Source organism: Streptomyces sp. NPDC057702, from assembly GCF_042799315.1.
Lineage (GTDB): Bacteria > Actinomycetota > Actinomycetes > Streptomycetales > Streptomycetaceae > Streptomyces.
The window spans coordinates 22,019-36,227 of sequence record NZ_JBHVJC010000004.1; the positions used below are offsets into that span (position 1 = coordinate 22,019).

Here is a 14,209-nt window from a genome sequence, read left to right on the forward strand (position 1 = left end):
ACTCCTGAGGTAGTTGCCGATTTCCGTGATCTTCGGGCCCGCGTCGCTGAGCGTGTTCCCCGCGTTCGCCAGCTTGGCCGGATCCGCTCCCGCCAACATCGCGTGCAGGCTCTCAAGGGACTGGCCCTCGAACTCCCCGTTCCCCATGCCTCCTCTTCTCCTACCTGAAGTCCGAACCGGAGCCGCCGGTCTCGCCGCCTCCGGTGTCCGCGGGGCCCGTCGCGCGGTCGGTGGACTGGTGGTGCTTCACCGCCGCGTAGTCGGCCCGCGCACGGCGCTGGATCTCGTTCAGCCGTGCGGCCTGCCTGGCATCGACGCTGTCGTAGCCGCGGTCCGCGATCTGTACGGCGATGCCGAGCATCTCGAGTTGTTCCCCCAGGGTCTGGGAGAACTTCTCCAGTCGTCCGTGGACCTTGTCGTACATGCTCGCGAGGTCGTCGGCCGCACTGAAGCCCGTCCCGTAGGCCGCGCGCGTGATGGTCTGATCGCTGATCCTGCTCTTCGCGGCCGGGGACGACTCCAGCTCAAGGAGGATCTTGTCGATCCGGCCCTTGAAGTAGGTCAGCGTCTCGGCCTCGCGCGAAAGGTCGGCCCCACCGCGCGTGTCGCCTAAGTGGCGACCACCGTCATGATCTTGTTCGCTCATCTCACTCCGCCTCCCCGTACGGCGCAGGTGACTTCGCGTACCACTCTAACCACTGCGAGCGACGTCGCGCGCGACAATACATGCCCACACCACCGCGATTACCAGCCGTTGAGGATCGCTCATCGTGGCGAAGCGTTTCACCTCCGCTTACGGATTTGCCCGATAGGCACTCATAAAGGCGATAAGCGATGTCGTGTGAGGGGTAGCGTCCCCTTCATGCGCACCTGGCCCGCCACCGGCCGGCGGCGGGCACGACGGTGCATCCGGGCAACACGGAGGGGGTGGACGCCGGTTGACGTCCACCCCCTCCGTTGGGCCGTGGAACAGCTTTCTCGAATCGACTGTCAGGGACCGAAGGCCATGATGAGCCGTTCCTTTTCACCGTCGCCGGTCAGACGCTCAGAGGCCAGATAGAAGCGGCCCTTCTCGTCGTAGACGCGGCGGGTGCGGTAGAAACCGTCCTCCGCTTCCTTGGTGGCCGCGGGCAGTTGCAGCTCCGTCGTCTTCGGCGCGCCTCCGCTCGGGGAAATGCTGACGACCGTGCCGGCCTTGTCGTACGTGGGCTCCTGGTACGCGATGAGGTTCTCGCCGTCCATGCGCAGTGGGGACATCATGCGGCCGTTGACCTTCGACGCCCACTTCCTCTTGCCGGTGTCGAGGCTGAAGGCGTGAATCTCGGTGGTCAGCCCGGACGTGCTGCTCTTGCCCAGCGCGGTGGGCAGGAAGAACGTGTCGTTCGAGGCCACGACGCCCTGACAGGCGCCTATGTTGGAGCCGAAGAGGCTCATACCGCAGTCCGGCTGGTACTCCTGTCCACCGAGGTCGAGGACGGAACGCTCCTTTCCGCCCTCCTTGACGGCGATGAGGCCACCCGACTTCCTTTTGTCGTCGGTGAGATGGACGACCACCGGGCTGGTGGAGTAGATCCGCGTGACCTCGTACCCCTTGCGCACCGGATAGGTCCACGTGACCTTGCCGGTGGCCGGGTCGATCTTCTGTAGCTTGGCGGTGCCGTCGTTGCAGGAGTACGCGCGCAGCAGGGCCTTGCCTCCCGCCCAGCCCTTGACGGAACACGAGGCGGTCAGTTCCGGGACCGGAAGCGGGTTGCCGTCCTTGACACTCACCAGGGCGGAACCGCCGAACCAGGACAGGCCCGCCGCGTCACCGCTCTGGGCGATGCCCAGACTGTTGTATCCACTGCCGAACAGGCCGCCTTCGGGGGCCGGCTTGTCCCAGAGTTTCTTTCCGGCCTTGAGGTCGATCAGCGCGAGTTGGCTGCACTCGTCCTTCTTGCGTCCCTCGTACGCGATGACGACCTTTCCGGCGTCGTTCGCCGTGGACGGAGCGGCGCAGACCGTCTTCGGCAGCGGGACGTTCCACTTCTCGGCGCCGGTGTTGTCGTAAGCGACGATCTTCGTCTGGACGGCCTTCACCACGTAGTCGTCCATGACCCAGAATCCGGGAACGTCCACCCCGCTCCGGGCGACCTTGGGTGCCGGTGTCTGGAAGAGCACCTTCGCCTCGCCGTCCTGGCGGATCTCGTTCGGGTCGAGTTCCTGCTCGCCCGGAGTGGCCGTCTCCTCCGGGGCCTTGGACGGCCCCGTCGTCTCCTTCTTGCCGGGCTCGGTGCTCTGCTTCGACTGAGGCTCCTTGCCCCCGTCGTCGCCGCCTACCACGGCCCACACGCCGCCACCCGCCGCGAGCACGACCGCGGCCGTCGCGCCGACGATGATCGCCGTGCGCTTCTTGCGCTGACCGCCCGAGCCGCCTCCGGGGGCTCCCGGCGTCCCGGGGCCGCCCGCCCCGGGCGCGCCGTAGTACGGCTGGCCCGCCGGCGGGTAGCCGTACTGGGGGTGCTGCGCGTACGGGTTCGACTGCGTCGGCTGCTGCGCGTACCCGCCCGCGCCGCCCCAGGCCGGCGGCGGGGTGGGGGGCGCGGCCGGCACGGTGGGCGGGGGCGTTGGCGGGGCATGGGGCGCGGGCGGCGGAACGGGGGGGTGCTGCGGCGCGCCAAAGCCGCCCTGTGACGGGTCCTGCGGCGCACCGAAGCCTCCGGGCGGCTGGTGGGGGGGCTGTGGCGGCTGCGACATCGGCGCCTACCTCTTCACGCGGACCCGCCAACCGATCGGCCTCCTCCCGCAATTCGGACGATCTTTCCCCCGAAAAGGAGCGAATCGGTCGCAGAGCCCGCCATGCAATGACTAACGAGCGGGGGTTCTTTCTACCATTACCGGCCGGGAATCCCCTGACGAGGTGGTCGGCCACCGATCTTGGCGATAGTGATCCAATTCGTCAGGGCGTCGCTATTCGCCGGCGAATCCCGTTTCGTGTGCGGCACATCGCGGCGGAGGAATCCCGTACTGCCGCATGGAGGACGGGGCGCGGCACACACGGTCGACGACGCCTGCGGCGGCGGCTGCGGCGGCTGCGGGGTGCGCGCCGGGACGCGACCGTGAGGTCGAGAACGAGGCCAGGTGGGCACGGCGGCACGGGGCACGGGGCCGTGCCACCCGACGCCCGGCAGCAGGCGTCAGGCGCGTCGCTCCGCGCGGCGGCGGCGGTCTCGTAGGACAACCGCCGTGCCGACGATGACCGCGACCGTCACCGTCGCGGTGCCGATGGCGTACGTGGCCAGCCGTTCGCGGCGTTCGCGCTCCGTCTCGCCGAAGGTGAGGCGAGCCGGTTCCGGGGCGCTCGGCCGGCTCGGCGCGCGGTCCGGCGTGGGCGCGGAGAGCGGACTGACGTGCCCGCTGAGGGCGCGTACGGGGTCGACGACTCCCCAACCGACGTTGCTGTCGCGACCGTTGATGGACCGGTTGGCGGTCTGCTTGATCCAGGCGACGATCTCGTGCTCCCGCCAGCCGGGGTACTTGGCGCGCAGCAGGGCGGCGACGCCGGCCACGTACGGGGCGGAGAAGCTGGTGCCGTTGTCGACGCACTGTCCGTTTCCGGGAACGGTGGAGACGATGTCGACGCCCGGTGCGGCGACGCCCACGAATTCGCCCCGTTGGGAGAAGGGCGCCCGTTCGTTGTTGCGGTCGGACGAGGCCACGGCCAACACGCCAGCGTAGGCCGCCGGGTAGGTTTCCTTGACCTTGTTGTCGAGGCCGTCATTACCCGCCGAGGCCACCACGACAATGTTGTTCTGCCGCGCCTTTTCCACGGCCAGCGCCAAATCGGAATGGTGCGAGAGCGGCTTGGTCGTGTCCTGCGAGATGTTGATGACATCGGCCTTTTCGGCGATCGCGTGCTCGATGGCGACCACCATCGTCTTCGTCGTGCCCGTGGCCTTCTCGTCGTTCTGTCGGATCGGGATGATCGTCGACTCCGGGGCGAGTCCGACGAATCCGGTTCCGCGCCGGGGGCGGGCGGCGATGATGCCGGCGACCTTCGTGCCGTGCCCGACGGCGTCGGCGGTCGGGTCCGCGCGCTTGCCCCTGGTTACCAGGTCGAGCCCGCTCGCGTCGTCAACGGCCGGCGTGAGTTGCGGGTTGACGTCGTCCACGCCCGTGTCGATGACGGCGACCCGTACGCCTCGCCCCCTGGTCTCCTGCCACAACTCGTCGAGGACGACGCGTTGGAGTGCCCAGGGCCGGGCGGCGAACTGCTTCTTCATCGGATACTCGCACGCGCCGCCGCCGTTCACCGTCACGCCGGTGTCAGGCGCCGGCGTGCCCCGAGGCCCGCTCGCGAGGGGCGGGCGTGCCGGGTCGTCTCGTACGGGCGCTCCCGCCCCGCCAGGCGCTGCTGCCGCGCCGAGGCTCGCCAGCAGCGCGGCGGTCGTCAGCGCCGCCGCCCGGGTTGTCTGATGCGTCGTCCACATCGCCGTTCGTCCGTCCCTCTCCCGTGCCGCGCGCCTGCGCGCCGCACTCCGCGTCACCGCGAACTCCACGTGCGGACACCCCCGTCGCCCCGTCCACGGCCCGCCCCATGCCGGCCCACACGGCGCCCCCGTGCCCCGTGCCCCGTGCCCCGTGCCCCGTGCCCCGTGCCCCGTGCCCCGTGCCCCGTGCCCCCGGGCAGGATCGCCGCCCCGTGGCTACGCCCCCTGCGGTTGCCGCGCCGCCGTGGTGTCCAGGCGGGGGCCCTTCGCTAGGAAGGACGACCACTCGATGGGCACCCGCACCGGCTTGACGTCCTGATAGCCGAGCCGGATGCGGGCCTGGTCGATCTCGCGCCGGCCCTCCTCGTCCGGCTTCCTCGGTTTGCCGTCGGTGCCGATGGCGCTCTCCTCGGAGCTGCTGTCGTTGTTCGTCTGGACCGCGTACCGCAGCCCCGTGTCGGTCACCAGGAACAGCGAGCCGGAGCTGGACTGGCGGCCCCGGGTCTCCCGGTAGAGCAGCCCGGTGCCCGGGGTGACGTAGGTGGTGCTGCCACCTTCGGCGATCGTCGCGGGGAAGCCCCTGCCGGCCCAGGTGCTCAGCTTCGTGGAGCCGTCGGACGCCGCCTCGCGCAGGACGTTGCACACCGTGTCGCGGGCCGTGTCGCCGCCGAGCGCGTTGATCTGCTCCGTCTTGGCCTGCGGCCAGGAGCGGTCGCCGTAGAAGGCGTCCTCGGGGCCCTCCGGGGTGAACGCCTGGGCGTCGACGTCCCGGGCCTTCCCCGCCTGGTTCAGAAGGTCGGTCTCCGGCGAGCTCAGCAGCAGCTCGGCGGTGAAGTCCGAGACGGGGCGCACGGTGCCGGGGAGCACGACGTAGTGCTGCGGCCCCGTGCCGGTCTGTGCCCTGAGCACCGTGCCCACGCGTCCCTCGTCCTCGCTGAGCCCCGCGATCCCCGCGTCCGTGGCGACGGTGCCGGGAAGGTGCGGAAAGGTGATCGGGGTGCCGTCGCGCAGCGTCCTGAGCCAGTCGTCGGTGACGCGCTGGGGATGGGCGGAGCGGTTGCCGACCAGGGTACGGAGCAGCAGTTTGTCGTACGTGGAGCTGTAGTCCGCCGACCGCTCGCGCCAGTTGGGCCCTCCGATCAGGTACTTGGCGCCCTTGGCGTCCACCAGGTAGCGCGCCCCGTTCTGGTCCCGCACGTACAGCACCTGGCCGCCGCGCAGCCGCTCCGTTCCCTCGACTCTGGCGGTCTCGCGGTCGGCGAGGACGAACGTCGCCTTCTGCACGGTGCTGCCGCGCCCGCCCGGCTGTTCGCACACCGCCCAGCGCTTGGCCCGGCCCGCGTCGCGCGCGTCGGGCAGCCGGTCCGGTGCGTACGGGATGCCGATGGTGGGCCCGTGCGGGATCTTCCCGTTGTCCAGGATCTTCTCGTCGACCTTGATGACCTTGCCCTTGCTGGGGTTCAGCAGGAGCTTGGCCGAGGAGAGGTTGAGGACGGGGTGGAGTTGGGCCTTGCCGTTGGTCTCCAGGACCACGTACCGCGTGGTGGAGTCGCTGCCGATGATGACGTTGGCCTTCGGCTCGTCCCAGCCCTTCGGGGCCTTGGGTTTGAACATGCCCCACGCCCCGAAGCCGGCGAGCACCAGGGCGCCGACGACGACCCCGGGCAGCACCGCGCGCAGCGCACGGGGCGCGCCTTCCTCCGTGCCGGCCGGTGTGGGCTGCAGAAAGGCAGCGACCACACGTTTCCTGGCGAAGGTGTACGCGTTGAGCTCGTCCCGCCGTGATGCCATGGGCCTCGGTCCCTCCCCCACATGGAACGGTGCCGGTCGCGCCGTCGACCCCCGCATCCGGGCCGCCGCTGTCAGACCGGCCCCCTACTATGCCGGTAAGCGTTCGGTGCGTGACGCCCGGGTCACTCCGTGCAAGGTTCGGGGCCCCGGAGTTGGGCGTGGGGGCACGACGGTCTACGGTCGGTGTGCGTACGACAGCGGGGCGTGCGGGGCGGGGTCGTCAGGCGACCGGACAGCGGATTCCGGTGGCGCGACATGAGGGGGCGTACGACATGACGCACAGGATCTGCGTGCGCTTACGCGCGCGTCAGGCGCCGCGCCGGCGCGCGGGAACCGCGGGCGAGACGGCGGGGTGGCACCGTGCGCCCCGCCCCGCGCGCGGGTGGTGCGCGGGACGGCGGCGCGGGCGGGGTGCGAGGCGATGACGGGAGCGGTCGCTGGTGGCACGGTGGGGGCCCAGGCGCCCCGTGGCGGGGCACCCGACCAGGGGCAGGGTGCGCCGGTCCGGCCGGGCTCGGTGGCGCCGCGTAGGACGGCGCGTACGGGCGGGTTGGGGGCGTTCCCGCTGCGGCAGCTCGTGCTCGTGGAGGTCGCCGCCGCCGTTCTGCTCGTGGCCTGGGTCGTCGACCCGCTGTTCGTGGCACCCGCCGCGGTCGTGGCGGCTCTGCTGGTGCTGGTCGCCCTGGTACGCCGCCGTCGGCGCTCGCTGCCGGAGTGGCTGGCGACCGCGCTCGCCCTGCGCGGGCGCACGCGACGGGCGGCGTCCCTGCGCGTCCCCGAGGGCACCGACCCCGGGCTGGCACCGGTCCTGGAGTGCGAACCGGCGTTGCGTACGTACTCCTTCGCCGGCCGCTCACGGCGCGACGTCGGCATGATCGGGGACGGCACGTTCCTGACCGCCGTGCTGCGCGTGGAGGCCGCCGACCTCGGACTGCGACCGCCGGGGGGCGAGCGCTCGCTCCCCCTGGGGCTGCTGCGCGACGGCATGGACGTGGACGGCATACGCCTGGAGTCCGTCCAGGTCATCCAGCACACCCAGCCCGCTCCGGCGCCGCACCTCCCGCCGCAGGCGGCGGCCACCCGCAACTACGGGCCGCTCCAGGCCCAGTCGGGCGCGCCCGCGCTGCGTGTCACCTGGGTCGCGCTCAAGCTCGATCCGGAGCTCTGCCCGGAGGCCGTGGCGGCCCGTGGTGGCGGGCTCGACGGGGCGCGGCGGTGCCTGCTGCGCGCCGCCGACCAGCTGTCCAGCCGCCTCGTCGGGGCGGGTTTCCGGGCGGACGTGCTCGCCGAGGTGGAGCTCGTCGCGGCCGTGGCCGCCGCCGCGTGCGCCAACCCCATCGCCGCCGCACCCCACGGCTCGCCGAGCGCGCCGGCACGGCGCACCGTGGAGACCTCCCGCACCTGGCGCTGTGACGACCGTCGGCACACGACGTACTGGGTCGGCCGCTGGCCCCAGTTGGGGGCGGGAGGGACGCCGCTGCCGCGCCTGGTGTCGCTGCTGACGGCGGTGCCGGTGCTGGCGACGACGTTCAGCCTGACGCTGGGGCGCAGCGGTGGCCGGGAGGTCGTCCTCAGTGGACACGTGCGGATCACGGGACGTAGTGACGACGAACTGGTAGGCGCGCGGCGCGCGTTGGAGCGTGCGGCGCGTGACCTCGGAACCGGCCTCGTCCGGCTGGATCGCGAACAGGTACCCGGTGTACTGGCCACCTTGCCGCTTGGAGGGACCCGCTGATGAGTACGCCGCGCCCGCCCGTCGGCTCGGGCCACCCTCCGGGCACGTCCGGCCGGCACCGCGCGGCGCCGCCGGGCGCTCCGAACTCCCCGGGGGTTCCCGGGGCGCCGGCGCCTGTCCCGATGCCCGGCACGCCGTACGGTCACCCGGGCGCCGACTCCCGTACGCCGCCCGGCCCCCCGGCCGCCGGGGGCGGCGCACCGGCGCCCGGTACGGGACGAGGCGTCCGGGCCAGGTTCGGCTTCGGGTTGATCGGACCGCGACGCGACCGACACGTGGTGCGCGAGGGGCAACTCGACGCGCTGGCACTGCCGATCGGGGATGACGGCGTGGTGGTCGGCGCCGATCAGCGGCAGCGCCCCGTCACGCTCGGCCTGAGCCGCCCGGCGCCCTACGACATCGTGCTCGTCGGCGGCTTGTGGTCGGCCCAGGTGCTCGCGCTGCGGGCGGCGGGTACGGGCGTGCGGGTGGCCGTGGAGACGGGGCGCGCGCAGTCCTGGGCCTCTCTCGTCCAGGCCGCGGGCGGCGGCCATCCCTGCATGGCGACGCACGAGGTGGGTCGGGTGGCCCCGCAGGGGCCGTCGGTTCGCGGCCCCGTGCTGGTCGTCCGCGACTGCGGCATGCGCCCGCCACGGGGCCGGGTGGCGGCGGCCCCCTGGCAGTCGGTCCTGACGCTGCTGCCGTACGTCAGCCCGGTGGCCCCACGCTTGCTGGAGCAGGCCGACCTGGTGGGCGTTCAGCGGGTTTCGCCCGACGAGGCGACCGCGGTGGGCCGGGTGCTGGCGTTGCCCCGCGCGGACGTGGACGCCCTGTCGTCGCTGCCTGATGAGGTAACTCTGTGGTGTACGCGGCGTTCGCGGCAGTACGTCACGATACGGGCGACCGATGTCGAGGCCGGTCTCCTGGGCGCCCCACGCCGCGTGGACTGACACCGCGAGCGCGGCACCCCGGTGCGCGCCTCCGGGTCGCACCACGGGGCGCGGAGCGGCGATCCCCGGGTGTACGCCGCCGGTTCCACTCGGGGCGACCGAGGCCAGGGGGCGGGCCTGCCGTTGTGGCGCTCAGGATGATTAGTCTTGGTGTGGAGTGCGGAGAACCCGATTGCGGTGGCTCCGCGTCCCTCATGGGGAAAGCCGAGCGGTCGTACGACGGGAACGGTCGGCCCACCGAGATATTCAAGGGTGCTCGACCACACCAGCAGGAGGCATTGTGAGCAGCGATCGGGACGAGATCCGCACGGGCGGAACCACCCCGGGCGAGGATCAGTCCGACGCGGACGCCGAGCACACGGGCGAGTTCACTATCGACTACACCCCTCCCGCCTGGTACACGCAGAACACGGCGTCCTCTTCGCCTTCCTCTTCGTCGTCACCCTCGTCGGCGTTCGCCTCCTCGACACCGCCGCCCCCGGCGCCTTCCGGTGCGACGCCCGCCTCGCCGTGGCCGCCTCTCCCGCCGGCGCCCGCGATGCCCCCGGCTCCCAGTGGGTACGACGCCGGAGCGGCTGTTCCCCCGCCACCCACGGGCAACCCCGTAGCCGTGCCCGGGGCCCCGACGCCGGACGCCTACCCGGCGTCCTGGGCAACACCCGGAGCACCCGGAGCTCCCGGAGGTGACGCGCCGGTGACCGACGGGTCGTCACTGTCCGGCGAGGCGGGGGACGTTGGCGGTTCCGGTTCGGGTTCCGGTTCCCAGCCCGAGAACACGGGTCTCGCCGAGGGCGGTGGCGCCGGGGGCAACGGTGCGGCCCCGGGCCGCGCCGAGCCGGCGCGGGGCGTCCACAGCGCGTCCGGTGACGCCACGGGGGCGTCAGGTGCCACCGCTCGTGGCGGGTCAGCCGCCGATGACGAGGCGAACGACGACGCGTATCGCATCCAGGCGCCGGACGGTACCGCTCAGGTGCCGGGGCCGCGCAACGGCGCGACGGACGGCGGCTCCGCCCCAGGCGCCGATCACGCTGACGCCCCGGCGGTACGGGGCGCGGCGGACACGCGCGACGCGGCCGACGCCGCCCCGTCCCAGGTGGCGCCGAGCGCGGCCGGGGCGCCTGACGCCGCTTCCACGACGGCGTCGTCCGGTGCGGGAGCTGGCGGGGTACACAGCCCGCAGGGCCCCTCCACGATGCGTTTCTCCACCGCGTCGCTACGCCGCGACATGGAGGAGATGGCCGCCCGCGAGCGCGCCGACGCGGCGGACGCGCATCCGCGTGCGACACCGGACCCCGCCACCGAGCGGGAGACGACCACCGGCGCGTGGCCCGGTGCCCACGCCGACTCCGAGTCGACGCCCGGTGGCGCGGGCGGTGCGGGCACGATGCGGTTCTCCACCGCCGCCATGCACCACGAGGCTGCGGAGCGCGCGGCCGGCGCCGACGGGGCCGCGGGCCACGGCGCCCCGGGGCCGGCCGCCCCGGGGCCGGCCAGCGCCGCCCCGCAGCATTCGGACCCGCCCCAGGGCACGGCCCCGCACGGCGCGCCGCAGCCCGCGACGTCGCCCTACGCCTCCGGCGGCCAGCCCGCTGGCGCCTGGCCGCCACCGGCCGCACCGCACTCCGGACTCCCGCCGCTACCGCCGAACTTCGAGCGCGCCGCACCGCAGCAGGCCGGCCAGGCCGAGCCGGGAGCGGAGGCCGCCCCCGCCCCGGCCGCCCCCGCCCCGGCCGCACCGGCGCCCACGGACGCGCCGTGGGGCGCGGCGCACGGCCAGCCGGCACCGCACGTCACCGGTGCCGCCGGGCACGTGCCGGCCGCACCGGCGGCGGCCAGCCCGGTCGCCGGCGCCGCACCAGTGCCCGAGCAGGGCGCGTGGGCGCCACCCGCCCCACACGCACAGCCCCAACCCGGCCTCGCACCGCCCGCAGGGCAGCAGCACCAGGCCCCCAACCCCGGCCAGCAGCACGACGGTTACGGCTACCCGCAGCCCAGCGGCACCGGTACGGCGGCGTCCCCCGGCGCTCAGCCGCCCGCCGCGCAACCCGGCGTGGGCCAGCCCGACACGGGGCAGGGCGCCTACGAGGCACGGGGCCCCGTCCCCGGCCAGCCCGACAGCGGTGGCTACACCGCACAGCCCGGGGCCGCCCCCGCGCCCGGCCAGCCGGCGCCGGCACCCGCCCCGTCCGGCTCCGCAGCGCCAGCCGGCTACGGGTATCCGCTGGCCGCCTCGGCGCCCGGCGGCGCGGAGCAGCCGCCGACCGCCCAGCCCGGCGGAGCGCCGAGCGGGTACGGCTTCCCGCAGCACGGAGCGCCCGCCGGCCCCGCCGCCCCGCAGGGGGGTTACGGCTTCCCGCAGCCCGGGCCCGAGCAGGCGCAGCCCGGTGTCCCGGCCCCGCACGCGGGGCCGCAGGCCGGAGCGCCGGGGCCCGGGGCGCAGCCGCATACGGCGGGGCCGGTGGACCCGAGGTCCGGCGAGTGGCCCACCCCGCCCGCCAACCAGCGGGCGCGCACGGGGCACGGGGCCGGCGCCCCGCTGGGCTACACGGCGGCCGTGGAGCTCTCCTCCGACCGCCTGCTGCGCGCCAAGCAGAAGCCCCGGCGGCAGGGCGGCGGGGCCGCTTCCCGGTTCAAGCTGGGCGGCAAGAAGGAGGAGGCGGAGCGGCAGCGGAAGCTGGAGCTGATCCGTACGCCCGTGCTGTCCTGCTACCGGATCGCCGTCATCAGCCTCAAGGGCGGCGTCGGCAAGACGACCACCACCACGGCACTGGGCGCGACGCTCTCCACGGAGCGGCAGGACAAGGTCATCGCCATCGACGCCAACCCCGACGCGGGCACGCTCGGCCGGCGCGTCCGACGCGAGACCGGGGCGACCATCCGCGACCTGGTCACGGCCATCCCGTACCTCAACAGCTACATGGACATCCGGCGGTTCACCTCGCAGGCGCCGTCGGGCCTGGAGATCCTCGCCAACGACGTGGACCCCGCGGTCTCGACGACCTTCAACGACGAGGACTACCGCCGCGTCATCGACGTACTCGGCAAGCAGTACCCGATCATCCTCACCGACTCCGGCACCGGCCTGCTCTACAGCGCCATGCGGGGCGTGCTCGATCTCGCGCACCAGCTCATCATCATCTCCACGCCCTCCGTCGACGGGGCGAGCAGCGCGAGCACCACGCTCGACTGGCTCTCCGCGCACGGGTACGCCGATCTCGTCTCGCGCAGCATCACCGTCATCTCGGGTGTCCGCGAGACGGGGAAGATGATCAAGGTGGAGGACATCGTGTCGCACTTCGAGACACGCTGCCGTGGCGTGGTCGTGGTGCCGTTCGACGAGCACCTGGCGGCGGGCGCCGAGGTGGACCTGAACATGATGCGGCCCAGGACCCGCGAGGCGTACTTCCACCTGTCCGCGATGGTCGCCGAGGACTTCACCCGGGCCCAGCAGGAACAGGGCCTGTGGACAACGGACGGCAGCGCCTCCCACCCGCCGCACATGGCGCCCCCGATGCCGAGCGGCCAGGCCGCGCCGCCGGCGGCGGGGTACCCGGCGGGGCAGGCCGGTCACGGGCAGCAGCACGCCGATCCGTACGGAGCGCAGCAGGGCACCGGCGCGGCGTACCCGGCGCCCCAGGGCTACCCGCAGCAGGGGCAGAGCTGGCAGCAACGCCCGCAGACGCCGCAGCCCGAGCAGTACGGCCAGCCGGGGCAGTACGCGGCGCCACAGCCCGCGCCTCCCGCCGGACAACAGCCTGCCGCCCCACCGGCCGCACCGGGTCAGCCCGGCCAACAGGCTCCACCCGGATACGGCTATCCGCAGCCCGGCGCGCCCCAGCAGGGAGCCCAGGACGACCAGCGGAGCGCCGGCCAGGGCGGCTGGCCCCAGCCCCCCGCACCGCCCCAGCAATAGGCCACCGGCGTGCACGGCGGCGGGGCCCGCACCGTGTCGTCCGGACACCGGGGAGTGTTCGGACGACGGTGCGGGCCCCGCCGTTTCGCTGAGCTCGCGCGCGCCACGCGCGCTCCGTCGGCCCCGCGCGCAGGCCCCGTGGAGGCGAGAAGGCGGCCCCGTGGAGGAACGGCCCGCATAGGCACTCCCCTCGCTCCGAGGGGGCGGGGTCCGCGCGAAGGGGACAGGCAGAGCCGGACACGCCCCGGCGACGTCAACGGCGCGCCGAACGCTCCTCGCGGGCCCGGCCCCACCTCGCGCCGCACCGCCCGCCGCCCCGGTGGGGCGCGGAGCGGCGCGGGGCCGCCGGGCGCACCGTCTCAGCGCTGGTGGTCGCCGGCGCGGGCCGCCACGAGGTCCCGGGCGCGCTTGACGTCGATGGCCATGCGCTCCAGCAGCGCCTCCACCGACTCGAACTTCTCCTGGCCGCGCAGGAACGCCAGGAAGTCCACCTCGACGTGCAGCCCGTACAGGTCGAGCCCCACCCGGTCGATCGCGTACGCCTCGACGGTGCGCTCCGTGCCGTCGAACTGTGGGTTCGTACCGACCGAGATGGCCGCGGGCATGGCCTCGCCGTTCGCCGTGAGCCAGCCGGCGTACACGCCGTCGGCGGGGATGGCGGTGTGGGGCAGCGTCTCCAGGTTGGCGGTGGGGTAGCCGAGCTCGCGCCCGCGCTGCGCGCCCCGTACGACGACGCCCTCGACCCGGTGCGGGCGGCCCAGGACCTCCATGGCGCCCGCCATGTCACCCTCGGCCACGAGCTTGCGGGTCAGGGTGGACGAGAACGGCTCGCCGCCGCCCGCCTCGCCCCGTTCGTAGAGGTCCACGATCTCGACCTCGTAGTCGTACGTGCGGCCGAGCTCCTTCAGGGTCTCCACGTTGCCGGCGGCCTTGTGCCCGAACCGGAAGTTGGGGCCCTCGACGACCACCTGTGCGCGCAACTTGTCGACGAGTACCTTCACCACGAACTCGCTCGGCGGCAGCTTCGAGAAATCCGTCGTGAACGGCAGGATCAGCACCGCGTCCACACCCAGCTCCGCCATCAGTTCGGCGCGCCGGTGGTGCGGGGCCAGCAGCGGCGGATGGCTACCGGGGCGTACGACCTCGCTCGGGTGCGGGTCGAAGGTCACCACCACCGCCGGTACGCCGAGCTCACGCGCCCGTGCTACGGCCCTGCCGATGATCAACTGGTGCCCGCGATGCACGCCGTCGTACGAGCCGATGGTGACCACGCTGCGTCCCCCAGGCCCGAAGAAAGCAGCCTCGGGGATGTCCTCCAAGCCACGCCAGCGTTGCACTGTGCCCGCTCCTCACCCGAACTCTTGTCTGTCAT

The 14,209-nt window shown here is 73.5% G+C and carries 8 protein-coding genes and 1 pseudogene; 4 read left to right on the forward strand and 5 right to left on the reverse strand.

From position 1 onward, the window contains the following. Window positions 1-160: 160 nt before the first annotated feature. The 4 genes from ACFVFR_RS03675 to eccB form a co-directional block, all read right to left on the reverse strand. Window positions 161-646 carry a hypothetical protein gene (locus ACFVFR_RS03675; protein WP_383697761.1) on the reverse strand — a complete coding sequence of 162 codons (486 nt, stop codon included), beginning with the start codon at window positions 644-646 and terminating at the stop codon, window positions 161-163. A gap of 344 nt (window positions 647-990) precedes the next feature. Continuing rightward, a complete protein-coding gene (locus ACFVFR_RS03680) occupies window positions 991-2,592 on the reverse strand; it encodes a PQQ-binding-like beta-propeller repeat protein (protein ID WP_383697762.1) in 1,602 nt (533 codons plus the stop codon). Between the two features lie 584 nt (window positions 2,593-3,176). Continuing rightward, complete coding sequence (gene mycP, locus ACFVFR_RS03685) at window positions 3,177-4,469, reverse strand: type VII secretion-associated serine protease mycosin (protein ID WP_383697764.1); 1,293 nt, start codon at window positions 4,467-4,469, stop codon at window positions 3,177-3,179. A gap of 216 nt (window positions 4,470-4,685) precedes the next feature. Continuing rightward, on the reverse strand, window positions 4,686-6,260 hold the full coding sequence (gene eccB / locus ACFVFR_RS03690; protein ID WP_383697767.1) for a type VII secretion protein EccB: 1,575 nt from the start codon (window positions 6,258-6,260) through the stop codon (window positions 4,686-4,688). A gap of 421 nt (window positions 6,261-6,681) precedes the next feature. On the opposite strand from eccB, the gene eccE reads away from it, so the two are divergent. From eccE to ACFVFR_RS03710, 4 genes and pseudogenes are all read left to right on the forward strand, one after another. Beyond that, the gene (eccE, locus tag ACFVFR_RS03695; RefSeq protein WP_383697769.1) at window positions 6,682-7,995 is read left to right on the forward strand and encodes a type VII secretion protein EccE; all 1,314 of its coding nucleotides are present in this window, start codon (window positions 6,682-6,684) and stop codon (window positions 7,993-7,995) included. A 122-nt stretch (window positions 7,996-8,117) separates the two neighbouring features. Further along, window positions 8,118-8,924: a hypothetical protein gene (locus ACFVFR_RS03700; protein WP_383697771.1), complete on the forward strand. Its 807-nt coding sequence runs from the start codon at window positions 8,118-8,120 to the stop codon at window positions 8,922-8,924. Between the two features lie 280 nt (window positions 8,925-9,204). Continuing rightward, a pseudogene (locus tag ACFVFR_RS03705) lies at window positions 9,205-9,327 on the forward strand (SCO5717 family growth-regulating ATPase); the annotation flags it as partial. Window positions 9,328-10,116: 789 nt separating this feature from the next. After that, window positions 10,117-12,837: an AAA family ATPase gene (locus ACFVFR_RS03710; RefSeq protein ID WP_383698048.1), complete on the forward strand. Its 2,721-nt coding sequence runs from the start codon at window positions 10,117-10,119 to the stop codon at window positions 12,835-12,837. 359 nt (window positions 12,838-13,196) lie between these two features. On the opposite strand, the gene ACFVFR_RS03715 is transcribed toward ACFVFR_RS03710, so the two are convergent. Then, a complete protein-coding gene (locus ACFVFR_RS03715; RefSeq protein WP_383697773.1) occupies window positions 13,197-14,174 on the reverse strand; it encodes a bifunctional riboflavin kinase/FAD synthetase in 978 nt (325 codons plus the stop codon). Between the last annotated feature and the right edge of the window lie 35 nt (window positions 14,175-14,209).